The 16,547-nt window shown below is 45.4% G+C and carries 13 protein-coding genes and 2 riboswitches; of the genes, 11 read left to right on the top strand and 2 right to left on the bottom strand.

The window, feature by feature from the left end; genetic code table 11:
• Nucleotides 1-81 precede the first annotated feature (81 nt).
• Together BLR65_RS07300 and BLR65_RS07295 are read right to left on the bottom strand one after the other, a co-directional pair.
• Complete coding sequence (locus BLR65_RS07300) at nt 82-1,041, bottom strand: DMT family transporter (protein WP_093793534.1); 960 nt, start codon at nt 1,039-1,041, stop codon at nt 82-84.
• 93 nt (nt 1,042-1,134) lie between these two features.
• Nucleotides 1,135-2,052 carry a DMT family transporter gene (locus BLR65_RS07295; RefSeq protein ID WP_093793533.1) on the bottom strand — a complete coding sequence of 306 codons (918 nt, stop codon included), beginning with the start codon at nt 2,050-2,052 and terminating at the stop codon, nt 1,135-1,137.
• A gap of 207 nt (nt 2,053-2,259) precedes the next feature.
• Here BLR65_RS07295 and BLR65_RS07290 point away from each other — a divergent pair, with 207 nt between their 5' ends.
• The 11 genes from BLR65_RS07290 to larAH10 all read left to right on the top strand — a co-directional run bounded on the left by BLR65_RS07290 (nt 2,260) and on the right by larAH10 (nt 16,143).
• On the top strand, nt 2,260-2,778 hold the full coding sequence (locus tag BLR65_RS07290) for a chemotaxis protein CheW (RefSeq protein WP_093793532.1): 519 nt from the start codon (nt 2,260-2,262) through the stop codon (nt 2,776-2,778).
• A 13-nt stretch (nt 2,779-2,791) separates the two neighbouring features.
• On the top strand, nt 2,792-3,199 hold the full coding sequence (locus tag BLR65_RS07285) for a hypothetical protein (RefSeq protein ID WP_093793531.1): 408 nt from the start codon (nt 2,792-2,794) through the stop codon (nt 3,197-3,199).
• A gap of 30 nt (nt 3,200-3,229) precedes the next feature.
• Nucleotides 3,230-4,759 (top strand): methyl-accepting chemotaxis protein, encoded by a 1,530-nt coding sequence (locus tag BLR65_RS07280; protein ID WP_093793530.1) that lies wholly within the window; start codon nt 3,230-3,232, stop codon nt 4,757-4,759.
• Between the two features lie 11 nt (nt 4,760-4,770).
• Nucleotides 4,771-5,505: a CheB methylesterase domain-containing protein gene (locus tag BLR65_RS07275; protein WP_093793529.1), complete on the top strand. Its 735-nt coding sequence runs from the start codon at nt 4,771-4,773 to the stop codon at nt 5,503-5,505.
• 18 nt (nt 5,506-5,523) lie between these two features.
• Nucleotides 5,524-7,032 carry a CheR family methyltransferase gene (locus tag BLR65_RS07270; RefSeq protein WP_093793528.1) on the top strand — a complete coding sequence of 503 codons (1,509 nt, stop codon included), beginning with the start codon at nt 5,524-5,526 and terminating at the stop codon, nt 7,030-7,032.
• Nucleotides 7,033-7,070: 38 nt separating this feature from the next.
• Nucleotides 7,071-9,245 (top strand): hybrid sensor histidine kinase/response regulator, encoded by a 2,175-nt coding sequence (locus BLR65_RS07265; protein ID WP_093793527.1) that lies wholly within the window; start codon nt 7,071-7,073, stop codon nt 9,243-9,245.
• A 20-nt stretch (nt 9,246-9,265) separates the two neighbouring features.
• The gene (locus tag BLR65_RS07260; protein ID WP_093793526.1) at nt 9,266-9,904 is read left to right on the top strand and encodes a response regulator; all 639 of its coding nucleotides are present in this window, start codon (nt 9,266-9,268) and stop codon (nt 9,902-9,904) included.
• Nucleotides 9,905-9,914: 10 nt separating this feature from the next.
• Nucleotides 9,915-10,002: riboswitch (cyclic di-GMP riboswitch) on the top strand.
• A gap of 175 nt (nt 10,003-10,177) precedes the next feature.
• Entirely contained in the window at nt 10,178-11,650 is a 1,473-nt protein-coding gene (locus tag BLR65_RS07255) for a sigma-54-dependent transcriptional regulator (protein WP_093793525.1), read from the top strand.
• Nucleotides 11,651-12,110: 460 nt separating this feature from the next.
• Complete coding sequence (locus tag BLR65_RS07250) at nt 12,111-13,046, top strand: GGDEF domain-containing protein (protein ID WP_093793524.1); 936 nt, start codon at nt 12,111-12,113, stop codon at nt 13,044-13,046.
• A gap of 29 nt (nt 13,047-13,075) precedes the next feature.
• Nucleotides 13,076-14,767 (top strand): methyl-accepting chemotaxis protein, encoded by a 1,692-nt coding sequence (locus BLR65_RS07245; RefSeq protein WP_093793523.1) that lies wholly within the window; start codon nt 13,076-13,078, stop codon nt 14,765-14,767.
• Between the two features lie 77 nt (nt 14,768-14,844).
• The gene (gene larAH10 / locus BLR65_RS07240; protein ID WP_093793522.1) at nt 14,845-16,143 is read left to right on the top strand and encodes an NPN-dependent 2-hydroxyacid racemase, LarAH10 family; all 1,299 of its coding nucleotides are present in this window, start codon (nt 14,845-14,847) and stop codon (nt 16,141-16,143) included.
• A 12-nt stretch (nt 16,144-16,155) separates the two neighbouring features.
• Nucleotides 16,156-16,334, top strand: a riboswitch (Lysine riboswitch).
• Nucleotides 16,335-16,547 lie beyond the last annotated feature (213 nt).

Below are 16,547 nucleotides of genomic sequence, written 5' to 3'. Positions count from 1 at the left end.
AGCTTGACCAATTATCGTTTTTTCTATAGATTCAGATTTTGTCTTCTTTACTCAAGCAAAATTCGACTATTCCCCGGGAAATTATACCTCTTTTACCGCATCTTCTTCCATATTTTTTTGTCTTGCTTTCTCAAAATTCATAACAACAATTGCCAACAGGGTCAATGCCCCTCCGGCCATCTGAATAGGCAACACATTTTCACCGAGAATAAAATAGCCGCTGATTACGCCAACCACGGGAACTAAGTTAAGATATAACGTGGTAATGGCAACATCCAACTGTTTGAGGACATACATATAAAACAGATAGCCAAGCACCGAACAGCATACCGACAAAAATAAAATATGCCCCCATGCCTGTAAAGAAAATGCGTGCCACTCATTTCGTTCGGTGAGAGCCAGCGGAATGAGAAGCGCTGTGCCAATTATCGTCTGATACGTGGTCATGCACATTCCTGAATATTTTTTCTGCAGCGATCTGCTGGCAAGTGTATAAAAGGTCCAGGAAAGCATCGCTCCCACCACCAGTAAATTTCCCACGAAATTGGCGGATTTTAAGTCCAGTTCACCGTTGGCTGTAACGGAAAAATAGGTACCAACAATCGCAATAGCGATTCCCACCAGTTTGAGTACCGATACCCTGGCGCCAAAAAACAAAATATCCAGGCCAATGGCCAAAATAGGAATGATAGTGACTATAAGTGAGGCATTGGCGGCTGTCGTCAGTTTTACGCCGATGTTCTCAAAATAAAAATAAAGTGTAATGCCCAGGCAACCGGCTAAAGCCATCGGCAACCGGTCGGCTTTAGCCAGTTTTGCCTCAGGTTCAAGCCGTTTTAGCAGTCCCCACAATAAGACTGAGGCAATTATAAACCGAATGGCCGCCATGGTAACAGGCGGCACTTCGGTTACCGTAATTTTGATACTTACATAGGATATTCCCCAAAAGAGAATCGTCACGGCCATTAATAAGTTGGCCAGTATGTATTTCTTATCTCCTAACCCCGTGTTGGTTTGCATTTCTCCCATATTCTCCCGCATAAATAACACCTTCCTGCATTTTTTTCTATCCTATCATCCCGGATTGCAGGTGTATTGTAAAAAATTGATTTCGGGCAGTAGTTCACTGCTCACTCAACTCGCCTTGCCACCAGCTTCTTCCGCTATACCTTCTTTGACCGCTGACTGGATACTTTGCAGTTGCGTCAACAACATGCCTGCCAGCATAAGCGCACAACCGACCAGTTCCCTAAACCCCAGACGTTCGTCAAGCAGCAAAAAGCCGCCCAAAGTGGCAAAAACTGTTTCCATACTGAGAATAATGGCGGCATGCGCCGGCGGCGAATACTTTTGCCCAACGATTTGCAGCGTATAAGCAATTCCCACAGAACCGAAACCGCCATAAAGAATAGGGATCAAGGCTCCGCTTAATCCTTCAAGGGTTACCGTTTCCAATAAAAACGCCGTGCCCAAACTCAAAGAGCCGCAGGTAATACACTGAAACAAAGATAACTGTAATGCATCCACACGTCCGGAAAAATGGTCAATCAGTAAAATATGCGCCGTCCAGAATAAAGCACCCACTAGCTGCAGGAAATCACCATAAGAAATAAAAAAACTTTCCTTGACACACAGCAAATACAAGCCGGCCACCGCTAACAGGGAACTAAACCAGATGCTTTTACCGGCACGTTGCTTGAGAAATATCCCGAAAATCGGCACAAGTACAATATACAGACAAGTGACAAAAGCAGCCTTGCCTGCGGTTGTATACATAAGTCCAATTTGCTGCAGTGAAGCTGCCGTAAATAAAACCAAACCGGCTAAAAAGCCGGGCAATAAAGATCCCCTGGGGACGGTTTGTCCCGATGATTGCGGTTTATTACGAAAGTAGAAAATCAGGGGCAATAAAGAAAAACTGCCTAACAGAAACCGAACGCCGTTAAACGTAAACGGACCGACATGGTCCATGCCTACCCGCTGCGCTACAAACGCAAATCCCCAGATTGCAGCCGCAAGCAACAGCAGCATATTTGATTTTAACGCACTCATAAATTCCAAACTCCTTTAGCAAAAGGGTATTATTTCAATATTACCACCAAATTAAGCATTCGTCCAGTTAGCAACCCCGGCTTACCTTTCTGCCTGTTCCTGCATAACTGTCATTTCCCTGGCTGCTGCCATGAAAAAACACTGGTAAGGTAAAACAGCTTCATGCTATAGTAGAACTATAGTATAGTAAGGGAGGCAAGCGACAAGTTGACTAATAAACCGCTAAAAAGCGATACGATTCTCAGACAGATGAGTGACCAGCAATACGAAAAAAAAGAAATGGACGTTGATGAAGGCCGGATTAGCTTCTTTATTTTTCAGCTTGCTGAATATTTATTCGCTTTCCCCGACAGCCATGCTCGCCAGATAGTTCCTTTCACGCAGCTAACCTGGATTCCCGGGGCAAATGCCTTTATCCCGGGTGTGGTGAATATAGGCGGCGACATAGCTGCTGTACTTGATGTAAAACAAATCCTGGGAATAGCTAAACCAGGGCAGGAAGCAACCGGCGCTTACCTGGTGATGCTACGTTCAGGCGACGAACGAAACAGTATTCTGATTGATAACATTATCGACGTTGTCGAAGTGCCTGCCTCGCAAAACAAGCCGATACTGCCAACGCTTAATGAGCATATCAGACAGTTTGCAAGCAGTCAGTTTGATTATGATAATCAACCGGTCACTGTTTTGGACGCTGTCATGATTATAGAGAAAGTCAATTCATAACGGGGCTGCCACAATGGAACAAAACGAACTTCAATTATTGATTGTCTCACTAGGAGCTAACCGTTATGGAATCGACCTGGACCAGATTGCCCATTTGCAAAATGCTGATGCCGCTCTACCTGCCGTAAGTTTAGCAGAATTACTGGACACAACTTCGCTTGCGTCCTGCAGATATCCAAAAATACTGCTTATCAAGCACAAGTTGCAAACACCAATTCTTATTACCGAACCTGATGAGATTGCAACCTGTAACATCGGCAGTATTTGCAGTCTGCCTGCTATGTTAACCGGTTCTGCAGAAAAAAAAGGCGTATGGGGCTTGTTGCCACAGGAACGCGACCTGATCATACTCATTGATTTTTACAAAAACCAATCGTTTATGCATATGCACTTTACGGGCAGCACTGGCAAACAGGTATAACGTAATTTATTCAACAAGGAGGGTATAACCATGAACTGCAGCCTAAAAGGTAAATTAATCGGACTTACGGCTCTTTTTCTATGCTGTCTGGTCGCAGTACTGTCTTTCGTTTCTGTTACCGGTACCCTTGAACGCGGCGAGATCCGCGTACAGGAATATCGGGAACTGCTTTATAAACAAAAAATCGACAACATGAAAGATCTTGTGGAAGCCATTTCCAGTGCTATTTCTTTCCTGCCGGAAGAAGAGGCAAAACAATTTGTCCGCAATGTCCGCTATGGGGATGACGGTTACTTTTTAGTCATCAATATGAACGGCAGTATGGCTGTGCATATTGACCAAAGCTTGGAAGGCCAACCGCTAGCAGTAATCAAAGATGCCGATAACCATGTTTTTTGGCCGACCCTGCTTGAACAATGCCGTGAAAACGGAGAAGGCACCATTCAGTACACCTGGCTTAATCCCAAAACCGCGAAAGTAGAATCAAAATTGTCCTATGGCAAAGTTATCGGTAAATGGAATTGGCTTGTGGTAACGGGTGAATATCTAAATGACGTAGAGTCCGCTATGAATAAAGAAAAAAATGATATTCAGCAGGAAGTACGGAGCACCATTCAACGGTATTTGCTGATAACGGTTTTTGCCCTGGTACTGATTATCATTTCCGCCATATTCTTCATCAACCGCTACATAACTAAACCGTTAGCCGGCGCCATCACCAAAGTAAATACCTATGCAGCTAAAATAGACGAAACCGTTACCAATCAGGCCAGCTTCTCTATTGAGCTCTCCTCCTCGGTCAGTGAGATATCCGCAACCATGGAGGAATTTTCCTCATCTGCCGTTCTTATTACGAATCACAGCCAGGGTGTTGCCGACAGCGCTGCGCAAACTTTGGAAAAAACCCGTCAGGGAGTTGCGGAAGTGGATGCCCTAATGGCAAAAATGAAAGAAATTTACCATGATAACCAGGTAAATATCAAAGAAATTGTGGCATTAGGTCATAAATCAAATGAAATAAACAAAGTCAGAGAGTTGATTAACGATATCGCCAACCAAACCCGGCTGATTGCCTTTAATGCTGCTTTAGAAGCCGCCAGCGCGGGTGAAGCGGGAAAACGCTTCGGCGTAGTTGCTCTGGAAATCAGGCGTCTGGCAGACAGTGTCATGGCGTCAACCAAAGAAATTGAAATAAAAATTAATGAAATCGTAGCGGCGGTAAGCCGGCAAGTGGTCGCTTCGGAAAAGAATACGAAAGAAATTGAAGAGGGAATGGCTTATTCGGAACGCACGGTTTCTATTATTTATGATATTGAGCATGCGGCGGATCAGACGACAGATGCCGTCCAGCAGATTGTTCTCTCTATTCAGCAGCAGCAGACAGCGGGTGAACAGGTACTAACCGCGTTAAGGCAAATAAAGCAAGGGACAAATGACCATACGGCAGCCATCCAACAAACCAAAAATATTAGTAAGGAACTGACGAATCTGGCCGAAGACTTGGAAGCTGTCGTCGATGGCGGCAAAAAAACTACGGCGGCGAATCAAATCGGCGGGTAGGCGGAAACGTTATGAAAACTCCCAAGAACGTTATTGAAAAACCTAGCATCCAGGCAGCGCATTATCTGCCGTTTATCCGCAAAATCAAACTACTGGTCGGGGTCAAAGTCATTCGCCATATCAGCCGCAGGAAACAGCTAAAATCGCAAACTGCCGCCCCAAAAGATCAAATAAACCGGCATGTCAAAGTAATAGCCATTGCCTCTTCCTTAGGCGGCGCAAGGGTATTGGAAATCATTCTTTCCCAGTTGTCTGCCGATTTTCCGGTTCCCATCATAATCGCCCAGCATATTTCCGAAGGTTTTGCCGAAGCTTTGGCTGACTGGCTTGACCATAAAACCCCACTTACCGTAAAAGTCGCCTCGCAAGCGGAGCCGCTGGCCGCAGGCAAAGTATTCATTGCCCCGCCGGAATACAATGCGCAGGTGACGATAAACGGCACCATTGAGCTTTCGCCTTTTTTCCCTGGACAAATTTATCATCCCTCCTGTGACAGGCTGCTTTCTTCTATCGCCCATAAGTACCGTGAGGCGGCGGTGGGCATCATTCTGACAGGTATGGGGCAGGACGGGGTTAACGGAATGCAGGCCATCAAAGCAGCCGGCGGAATTACCATCGCGCAAAATGAGCAAACTTCACTGATCTACAATATGCCCAGACTGGTAATTGAAAGCGGTTTAGCCGATTATATCGCCGCCGCCAATGATATTTCGTCGATATTAACCAAGGTAATAGGTTATGGTTAGGAAGGCAACTGAATTACGATGTATGAGTTAGAAAAAATCAGTTTGTTCATTAACAAACAATATGGTCTGGAATTTCGTCAGCAACGGTTAAAGCTATTGCAAGAAGCTATCCAAATGCGGATGAAAACCTGCAGAATGACTAGTATTGGCGATTATCTGCAGCTCATTGAACAACAGCCAAAGGAATTATTACTCCTTGTAAATCTTTTAACTGTTCACGAAACTTATTTTTTTCGCGAGCCTTCGCATTTTACTATTTTAAGCCGGGAACTCATTCCCCAGTTAGTAAAAGCTAGGAGTCCCTATCCATTTCTTCGTCTAATGAGCGCCGGTTGTTCAACAGGCGAAGAAGCCTATTCGCTGGCAATAGCTGCTCTGGCTGTGCCTGGGGCGGGAATTGACTGGGACTTTGAGGTCATTGGCATAGACGTTGATGAAAAAGCCATAAAAAAAGCACAAGCCGGCGTTTATGGCTTATATTCTTTCCGTTCCTGTCCCAAAGCTATCCGGGATAAGTACTTTTATCGCGTAAAGAAAGAACAATTTATGATTAAACACGCTGTTAAAGAAAAAATACGGTTTGAGACATTAAACTTATTTGAACAAGCTTATCCTGACTGGATGCCAAGTTTGGATATTATATTTTATCGGAATGTTTCCATTTATTTTTCTAAAGAACAGCGGAAAGCACTCTTTCAGCGTTTGGCCGATTTGCTGAATATTGACGGTTGCTTATTTCTAAGCTGCACGGAAACTTTATACCATAATAATAGAAAAATTCCATTAATCAAAAATGGCGAAACCTTCTACTATCAGAAGCAGGCTGGCAACTCGCTGCCTGGTCAAACTGTCGCCAGAATGCTCCCCACAACAGGCAGACAACCTACAGTTAACAAACAGTTGCGACCAGCTTTCCCATCACTACGAAAAAAACAAATTTCTAAAATTATCCCTCATTGCCGCTGCGCCGGTGTAACAAGGACTAAGACGCTCTCTTCTACGGATAGTAAGGGTACTCGCTGCCGGCAACTGTTTGCCGCAGCGCTGGATTTGCTAAAATCCAAACAATATAAGGAGGCACTTAACCGTCTCGACGAAATCGTTGCCCTCGATTCCTCTTATGTTAAGGCCTATACCTTGAAAGCTACTATTTTGCTTAATCAAGAGCAGCTTGAAGCTGCCGTACAGTTTTGTCGGCAGGCACTGTCCATAGATTCTCTTTGCCTGGAAGCCTATCTGTTGTTGGGCATGGCAACAAAGCTTGCCGGACAACCGGTTGAAGCAATGCAACGGTTTAGAGAAGCGATCTATGTAGCTCCCGAATGCTGGCTGGCTCACTTTTATTTGGCGGAAGTCTATCAACTCCAGGAAGAAGACACTTACGCCCAACGGGAATATGAAATAACTATAAAAATACTTAAGCAGGGCAACTTTGTAAAACATGGTTTAAGTTTTTTTTCAGTTCCTTTTCAACAGGACGACTTTATTCAGCTATGCAAGCATAATCTGGCAAAATTACAAAATTAAGGCTCACAAACCCTTACAGAAAGGAGGAGTATCCGGTTATGGCACTAGATATGAAATTGTTCACAGCAAAATTTGCCGCGGAAGCGGCCAAACATTGCGATCAGCTTGAAAAAGAACTACTTATGCTGGAAAAGGATGGCTTCTCCAGAGAAACCCTTAATTCGGTTTTTCGCAGTGCTCACACAATAAAAGGTGCCGCCAGAATGCTAAAATTAACAACCATAGCGGAAGTGGCCCACCGGATTGAAGATGTTTTGGAACAACTGCGCAATGGGCAAATACACCCGTCCGGCGAAGTCGTGGATCTTTTATTAAAGGGCACCGACGCTACACGCGAATTAATTGTTGCTGCTGCCACGACGGACAGGCCATTACCGGACATTCTGCCGCCAATTTGTTCCGAATTGGAGAAAATGATTAAGAATGAAGCTTCCAGCAACCTGCACTATCCAGAGCAAAGGGTTTCCCTGCCGTTGCCTGAGAGTAATGCGCCGCCTCCCCTGGGCGCTTCGTCCCCGCCCCATGATCATTTCGTGCAGATCCGTGCCGAACGATTAGATGAATTGGTCCAACTCATGGGGGAAATGATTTCTTTTCAATACCGCAAACAACAACAACTGTCACGTTTACAAGATACCACACGTTTATCGGCGGCAAGTCTAACATTAGTAACAGCGCAAACCGAACAAGCGCACCCGGAACTGACAGAACGGCTGACCACACTGCACAGGGAATTAATAAAAATGCAAAACTTCCTAAACAATGACACGGTTGTTGAAACCCGGTTGATCGCGGACCTCCAGGAACAGTCCTTGAAAATGCGGATGCTGCCGCTCTCAACGATCTTTACTAAAATCAACCGTGCGGTTAGAGATCTTACCCGCACGACCGGTAAAGAGATTGAATTTCAGGTTGCCGGCGGCAATACTGAGCTTGACCGAAAAATTATTGAACAGTTGGGCGACTGCTTGCTCCATATGGTCCGCAATGCGGTTGATCACGGAATTGAGCTGCCAAACGACCGGGTTTTGGCAGGCAAAACAGCGCGGGGGGTAATTCGCCTGTCCGCCTATTACAATTCAGGGGGAGTTACCATCAGCCTCGAAGATGACGGTGCCGGAATTGATGTAGCCACCATCAAAACGACCGCCGTTAAGAAGCGCTTGTTAACAGAAACGGCTGTGAATAAATTGACTGATACGGAATTGCTGGATTTGCTCTTTGTACCCGGTTTTAGCACCAGTCCCATTATTACGGACATATCCGGGCGCGGGGTTGGCATGAATATTGTCAGACAGACGATCACGGAAACCCTTAAAGGGTCGGTAAGTATCCGGACAAAACCGGGAAAAGGCACGACTTTTCACCTCAATGTTCCCATTACGCTGGCCTTGTCACGCCTCTTGCTGATTGCCGCCGGCAGTCATACCTTTGCCTTGCCGGCTTACACGGTTCAAGAAATCATCCTGTTATCTGCCGCAGAGGTTATCCAGGTTATCAACAAACGGGCGTTTTATATACGGGAACAAATTGTCCCGTTAGAAGAGCTGGGAGCTATTTTGAATTGCCCGGAAAGTGTGCCGCAGGAACGAACCGAGTACCTGATTGTCTTACTGTCCTCCGGTGCGGAAAAATTGGGACTGATTGTAGATGCCGTCATCAATGAAGCCGACATGGTGATCAAACCCTTACCCTCTTCGTTACAACATCTTGCCCTGCTGTCCGGATTTACAATCGGCAGCAACGATGAGGTAATCAGTGTACTTACTGCTTCTGCACTCATCAAGCAAGCCCGCGAAACAAATTCAGCTGCGAGCACTCTATTAAAACCAGCCCCGCAAAAACACAGCAAAACCGTTTTGGTTGTCGATGATTCTGCCAACACCCGGGAAATTGTCCAAAATATCCTGGAATCCTATGGCTACCAAGTCGATTTGGCGGAAAACGGGCAGGCAGCTATTGAAAAAACTGGCAGAACAGTATATGATGCTGTTGTAACTGATGTCGAAATGCCGGGAATTGACGGTTTTAGCCTTACATCGCAATTGCGCCAGGATGAACGTTATCGCCAGATTCCGGTAATCATTGTAACTTCCCGGGAAACGCCGGCAGACAAACGGCGTGGCATTCAGGTTGGCGCCAGCGCCTATATTGTCAAAGGCGCTTTCGATCAAAATAATCTTATTGAAACACTGCAAAATCTCATCGGTTAGTAGGTTGGAAAGGAATAACCATGACTGAAAATAAAAATTCCGGCAAGACTGCCCTAACAAAAATACTGCTGATTGAAGACGATCCTTTTATGCGGGATATGATTGTCTTGCTGCTGGAAACAGAGAATTATGAAGTTACCGGCGTAGAAAGCGGTGCAGAAGCGCTGAAAATGCTGCAGCAATACAACTATGGAGCAATTATCTCCGATATGTATTTACCGGATACTAACGGAATGAACCTCTATGAAAAGGTTCATTCCCTCTATTCTGATCCTACGTTTCTCATTTTAACGAGTGAAATGAACGAAGTCATTATAAAAAAGGCGACCGAACTCGGCATCACCTACATGATCAAAGATGAAAATTTTGCTGAAACACTCCTAGCTGCTCTTACCAAGGATAATCAAGCCAAGCCTATAGATAGTTCGTCAGCCCAATTGCCGGCAAAATTATTGCATGACCTGAATCAACCGCTTAATTCAATAAAAATGACTGCCGGTGGTATCTTGTTTTTATTAAATCAAGGGAAAAAACTGCCTGACGAAGAAATTATGGAGTGTATGAAAAATATATCCTGCCAGGCGGATCTGCTTGCCGGGATTATAAAAAATCTTAGTTCATTAATCCGGTATGGTAACAATCCGCCAATAAATAAATAAGCTATTGTCTATACTCCCCCGGCAAACTTATCGAAAGATAAGGACGCAAAACTATGGGTCTAAGAATCGTCATGATTGATGACTGCCAGGTTGCCATAACATATTGTTGTTATGCTGCACGCGAGCAGTCTTTTTTCTTATTTTCGCCACAAGTAGCCGTTCCTAGATACAACGTGCACAAGCTACACCACCTGCCTGCGCCTGCAAACTTCTTGAATACGGGATATATAAATAGAGAAACAATCTTTATTAACTAGCAAGGGAGGATAGCGCATGAAGATATTGCTGGTAGATGATGAGCGGCATAGTCTTCAGACTATGCTGTGGTTTTTAAGACACCAAGACCACGAAGTAACCGAATGTGCCAGTGCTACAGAAGCCTTAAAAAATTTTTCTCTTGATGATTACCCGTTGGTGCTGACAGATATTCTGATGCCAGGTATGACCGGCATCGAACTGGCTACAGCCATAAAAAAACTGCCCAACGGCTGGAAAACCGATATTGTCGTTTTTACAGGCTATGCCGACTTAAACTCCGCCGTTACCGCATTGCGCGCCGGCGTGTATGATTACCTGACCAAACCGATAAATCCGGAAGAACTGGCCTCTGTCATTGAACGGGTTGCCGAACATCAGGCCCTGTTGCGGGAGAACAAAACCCTGACAGAGCGGTTTCATGACGAGGTACATGCAGCAACGGAAGAAACCCGGCGCGAACTTGTACATATGAAGCAGATTGTGGCGGAAACCATGCTTGGCACAGTAGGCATTTTTTCAGAATGCATGAAAACCATTTACCAACAAGCCAAACAGCTTCACGCTGACCGTTCTATTCCAGTCTTAATTGAGGGTGAGACCGGTACAGGCAAAGAAGTAATTGCTAAACTCATCCATTATGGAAGCAGTTTTGATCCTTTGAGTGCCGCGCCTTTTGTGGATCTCAATTGCGCGGCACTTACCCCGACCCTTTTCGAAAGTGAACTGTTTGGATATGAAGCGGGCTCCTTTACCGGTAGTACAACCAAAGGCGCAAAGGGCAAGCTTGATTTGGCCCGCGGCGGAACGCTGTTTCTTGATGAAATTGGCGAGCTCCCCCCCGATTTGCAGGGAAAATTACTCCGTGTGCTGCAGGAAAAAGAGTTTTACCGGGTAGGCGGCTTAAAAAAAATCAAAACCAATATCCGGGTTATCTGTGCGACCAATGCACCGCTGGAACAAGGCGTTGAACAGGGAACCTTCCGGAAAGATCTTTATTTTCGTTTAAAGGTCGCCCACATTGTCATTCCGCCGCTGAGAAATCGCAAAGAAGAAATTCTGCCATTGGCTACTATGTTTTTGCAGGAATTTTCAAGGCGCAAGAAAAAACATTTTACCGCCATTGATCCGCAAACTTCCAGACTTATGGAAGAATATGACTGGCCTGGCAATGTTCGCGAATTGCAAAATATTATTGAATATGCCACTTTTGCCTATAACGATAAGGAGCTAAAGCTAAAACATGTTATGGGACAACTACAATGCCACCGCGAAACACCGCCGGCTTCTCCTTGCCGTACCGATGTATTGGAGTTGCCTTTTCCCGTACAGGGTTATCCCTTAAAAAAATACACCAATGATATTATCTTAAAAATTTTAGCGGCACACCACAATAACCATTCGGCTACTGCCAAATATTTAGGAATTTCCCGCCGGGCGCTCTCCTACAGGCTGGAAGAAAAGCGCCATAAAACAAAAGAGTCGGAATAAAACACAAGAAGCATGCTAACCCTGGCATGCTTTTTGCATTATTAAAAAGGTGTGTGGTTAATTACCCGCATATCGCTAAATAAATTTATAAGGAGCACGAATCCATTATGGCCCAAGATTCCCCAAAATTACCTCAGGAAAATTTACATACTATTAAGCGTACATTTTTGTCCAAAAATAGTCACAAAAACTTCCCAGGTGAGAACTTTTTGTACGAACGAATTCCCGTAAATTTTGTCATAATACTACGCAAAAAAAATTATTTTGTTACATAGTGGAGTAAATTAATCCTCATTTGTTATGCAACCAGTAAAAAAATAGGAAGCAGGATAGCAAAATTAAGTTAAATTGGCATATTTCTTGCATTTACTAATTATAGAAATGCTTATTCCATCAACCACTTGCCCATACCTAGCTTTGACGGCAGCACATAATCAGTATAATACCGGAGGGAAGTATTTTGACAAGCCAATTTGACGATATACCTATTTTAGAAAAGTACTATGACATTGTAAGAATAATTGATCCTTTGTCCGATGTTCCCCTGCCTCCCGGTAATTCCCATACTGACAAACACAAGTGGGACTGCTGCCACACAGGAAGCAGTTCCATTGCTTGTAATAATTGTGTTGCCTTACAGGCAGTCCGGCAACAAGAAACCTTTTTCAAAATTGAAATGCGCCATGAACAATTTTTTATGGTTACCGCCATTCCCGTAGAGTCAGCCGGACGCACGCTAGCCCTGGAGCTCATAAAATGTGTCAGCGAAAAAGCAGTAGCCAGTTTTCCGCCTATACCGGAAAAGAATACGGATATTTATCGTTCTATCGCCAAACTCAACGATCTGGCCATCAAAGATGCGTTGACCAATATTTATAACCGGAGATATATTGACAAACAACTGCCGCTGGAAGCTGCTCACTCTCTGCAGCGTAATCTACCCTTTTCCGTTATTATGGCGGATATTGATTATTTCAAACAAATTAATGATCATTACGGTCATCCGGTAGGGGACGAAATTTTAAAGCACTTTGCCGCTCAACTACAAAACAACATTCGCAGCAAAGCCGGAGATTGGGTTGCCCGGTATGGGGGCGAAGAATTCCTGATCGTCCTCGGCAATTGCCCGGAATATCAGGCCTATAAAATTGCCGAAAAACTACGCAAAGTGATTGAAGAAACTTTCTTTACCACTTCGGCCGGCACGCTTCGTATCACCGCCAGTTTTGGCGTACATACTTTTTCCGGACAGGAAAACGATCTAAAACACCTGGTTGACAAAGTTGATATCCAGTTGTACCAAGCCAAACAAACCGGCCGGAATTGCACGGCAGCGACAAATATTTCGTGTACCGGACCTCATGATACTGTCAGCTTCAAGATTATAAAAAACTAACAAAGAACACTATTAGGAGGAAAAAGCAAATGAAACAACGTATACCACTCGGCGCTCAGTTGGGCGTACTTATGGGAACTGCCTTAACACTCATGGTTATCCTTTTAGGAGTAATTCTCTATGAATTTCAGTCCACCAGCAACAATTATCAGCTTTTACTATCCGGCACCGTGGCCCGGACCATAGCTTTACAAAGCGCCCAAGACGACTTTCACGAGGGATTGAGCAATCTACGCGGTTATATGGCGTATAGCGATGAAAAATATGCCGTCGAAACCATTAAACTGCTCAAGCAAAGCCAGGAAGCGGTTAAGACATTTACTGCCACCACGACTGTAGCCGAAAGCAAACAGGCGGGAGAAAAACTGCAGGAAGCCATGCTCTCCTATACGGATGACATTAAGCGGGCCATTGCTCTCAAGCAGTCTCAGGATGCCGGCTATACGGCCATCCTGTCGGAAACCCGCCATAAAACCGAAACCGTTAATCAATTGTTCAATGATCTCATGACAGCCCAGAACAATAGACTTAACCAGCGCGTCAGCCAGTTCAATGAACGGCAGGCTGCGGTGTTTAAGCTGGTGATTGGCTCCAGTTCGCTGGGTATTCTTAGCATCATTGCCTTATTGGTCTGGTATAGCCGCCAACTGGCAAGCCGCATCAATAACTTAAGCAGCGACCTGCTGGCCCTCAGTCAAATGGACTTAGCCGGCGATGACTTTCCCCCCAGCCGCAATGATCAAATCGGCGACATGGCCGCGGCTCTCATTAAGATGAAACATGCGCTGCGGGACAATGTTAAGTTAGTCCGACATAGTGCCGATATGCTGGCAGCCGCCAGTGAGGAGTTGTCATCCTCAGTTCACGAACAACTGCAGGTATCGGAAAGCATTGCCACTACCATTACCGATATCGCTGCCGGCGCTGACCGCAATACCAATCAGATTACCGAAATTTCCGCTGTTATTCAACAGGTGGGCGCAGGTGCCGAACAAATGAGTGCCAGTGCTTCTGAAGTTAATCATGTCACCCAGGACGCAGTTGACGACGCCAATCAGGGAATGCAGCTCATTAGTAAACTTGTTGCTCAGAACAATACCGTCGAACAATCCATGACCAACATTACACAAGTATCCGAATCCCTGGTCAAACGCTCTGACGATATCCAGCAAATTGTCACCACAATCCACAATATTGCCGGCCAGACCAACCTGCTGGCCCTGAATGCCGCCATTGAGGCGGCAAGGGCCGGTGAAGCCGGACGGGGCTTTGCGGTAGTAGCGGAAGAAGTTCGCAAATTGGCGGAGCAAAGTGCGGCCGCGACCAGTCATATTGAAGAAATCATTGCCAAAATGACTGACGATATCCAATTTGCCGTTGATGCAGTAGCCAAGGCCAATGCCGAAGTCGTTGCCGGCAAAACAGCCACAGACGAGACCCAGCAGGGATTCCAGGCAATTATTAGTAAGCTGGATCATGTCAAAACCGGCATAGAGCAGATTAGTCACGCCGTGGAAGAAACGGCCCACGGTATGCAGTCAGTCGTCAACAACATCCAAAATATCAGTTCCGTAGCGGAGGAAACCAGTGCCAGCACCCAGACAGTAGCGGCCTCAGCCGAAGAACAAAGTGCCAGCCTGCATGAAGTCAGCTCCAGTTCCGAATCTATGGCGCAATTGGCGGGGGAACTCAATGCACTGGCGGCAAGATTCAAAATGTAAAACTCTTTGACAAATTTTTCATGCTAGGCAGGAAATATAAAAAGCAATCTAGTATATGACTAGGCAGGGGGTTTGACATGCTGAAAGAATATGCATTTAGTTTTGGGGATAAAAAAATTGCCGTTACTCTGCCTGAAGAACAGATTCTTCAGGTCATTGCAGGCAAAAAAGCCAGAGCTATCACCAATGTGCCTGCGGCAGTACAATCGGCCTTACGCCAGCCGATTGATTCACCGCCCCTGCAAGAAGTGGTCCAAAACGGTGACAAGGTTGCGATCATTGTCAGTGATATTACCCGTAAATGGATTAATTATCCCGAATTTTTACCAACGCTTTTGGATGAACTCAACCATGCCGGCATACCTGACAGCAACATTACCTTGGTTGTCGGCCTCGGCTCCCATAGAGAACATACCGATCAGGAGAACCTCATAACGTATGGCCGCGAGACGGCTGCCCGGGTTCAACTTGTCCAAAGCTATGCCCCCGCTGCCGCTGATTTTGTCTATGTAGGCAAAACTTCGGCCGGGGTAGAGACTTATTTGAATCAGCATATTGTTACCGCTGATAAAGTTATCCTTACCGGCGGCATCATTTACCATTCCATGGCAGGCTTCGGCGGTGGACGCAAAGCTATTATGCCCGGGGTTGCCGGCTATGCCAGCATCCAGCAAAATCATAGTCTCTGCTTAAACGAGGTTATTGGTCAGGGCATTCATCCTTACTGTGCGGCCGGTGAACTGCAGCGCAACCCGATGCATAACGATATGCTGGAAATGGTTTCCATGCTAAAACAAGTTTTTTTACTCAACGCGGTGTTCACACCGGAAGGCGAATTTGCCCGTTTTGTAGCCGGTCACTGGCATACGGCCTGGCTGGAAGGCTGCAGGCTGGTCCGGGAAATCTTCGGCGTTCCGTTAAAGGCCAAAGCCGATTTGGTCATTGCTTCTGCCGGCGGCTTTCCTATGGATATTAATTTTTATCAGGCCACTAAAACGACAGAAAATGCCTTCCTGGCTGTCAAAGACGACGGGGTTATCATTGCACTCTTAGAATGCCGTGATATTACGGAACCGCCTGATTTTAGCGGTTGGTTCAATTATAAGTCCCTCTATAACCGTGAAATGGCCTTGCGTAAAGCCTTTACCGTTCCAGGGTTCACTGCGCTCAAAACCGGTCTGGCCGCCAAAAAAGTGCCTCACATTATTGTCACTCTACCGCAAAATAAAGAGTTTATCGAGCAAGCCGGTTTAATTGCCGCTACGACTCTGGAGGAAGCTATTAAAATTGCCGAAAAAATACTGGATCGCCGAGATTATACCATTACCCTTATGCCGCAAGGTGCTAATACGGTGCCAGTATTACCGGAGCAGTAAAACAATATAGAGAAAAATTATAGAGGCGCGGGTCATTATCAGTAAACACAATAAGCTGGCAGGCGATGAATTGTGGTGAAAGGAATACCCGCCGAAGCAAAGGTTCTGCCAACACCTTTTGCTGGTCTTGTATTGAACAAATACTTGACTGTCACCCGGTTCTTAGACCCGGTTGGAGCGCTATATTGCCTGCAGGAAAACAAGTTGCCTGCAGGTAAACGGTTGTGGAGCGCCCACAACCGTTTTATTTTTCTATATAGTATTCAACAGGTGTTAGCAAAATGTAAGCCAATCACCCGCGGCGAAACGATACTAACACTCCGGCAGATCAACATTTTTATTGGATTTGATATAGCGGAAATTTCATTGGGAAAATACCCAGGATAATTGCCTGGTTTATTATA

The sequence above is a fragment of the Sporomusa acidovorans genome (genome assembly GCF_900101845.1).
Taxonomy (GTDB): Bacteria; Bacillota; Negativicutes; order Sporomusales; family Sporomusaceae; genus Sporomusa; species Sporomusa acidovorans.
Note: the sequence above shows the minus strand (reverse complement) of the source record. Positions and strands in the feature narration are given on the sequence as shown.

Excerpts from the sequence above, each read along its gene's own strand:
- BLR65_RS07270 (WP_093793528.1), top strand. The coding sequence starts at position 5,524 with ATGTATGAGTTAGAAAAAATCAGTTTGTTCATTAACAAACAATATGGT.
- BLR65_RS07275 (WP_093793529.1), top strand. The coding sequence starts at position 4,771 with ATGAAAACTCCCAAGAACGTTATTGAAAAACCTAGCATCCAGGCAGCG.
- BLR65_RS07285 (WP_093793531.1), top strand. The coding sequence starts at position 2,792 with ATGGAACAAAACGAACTTCAATTATTGATTGTCTCACTAGGAGCTAAC.
- BLR65_RS07295 (WP_093793533.1), bottom strand. The coding sequence starts at position 2,052 with ATGAGTGCGTTAAAATCAAATATGCTGCTGTTGCTTGCGGCTGCAATC.
- BLR65_RS07260 (WP_093793526.1), top strand. The coding sequence starts at position 9,266 with ATGACTGAAAATAAAAATTCCGGCAAGACTGCCCTAACAAAAATACTG.
- BLR65_RS07300 (WP_093793534.1), bottom strand. The coding sequence starts at position 1,041 with ATGCGGGAGAATATGGGAGAAATGCAAACCAACACGGGGTTAGGAGAT.
- larAH10 (WP_093793522.1), top strand. The coding sequence starts at position 14,845 with ATGCTGAAAGAATATGCATTTAGTTTTGGGGATAAAAAAATTGCCGTT.
- BLR65_RS07265 (WP_093793527.1), top strand. The coding sequence starts at position 7,071 with ATGGCACTAGATATGAAATTGTTCACAGCAAAATTTGCCGCGGAAGCG.
- BLR65_RS07255 (WP_093793525.1), top strand. The coding sequence starts at position 10,178 with ATGAAGATATTGCTGGTAGATGATGAGCGGCATAGTCTTCAGACTATG.
- BLR65_RS07245 (WP_093793523.1), top strand. The coding sequence starts at position 13,076 with ATGAAACAACGTATACCACTCGGCGCTCAGTTGGGCGTACTTATGGGA.
- BLR65_RS07280 (WP_093793530.1), top strand. The coding sequence starts at position 3,230 with ATGAACTGCAGCCTAAAAGGTAAATTAATCGGACTTACGGCTCTTTTT.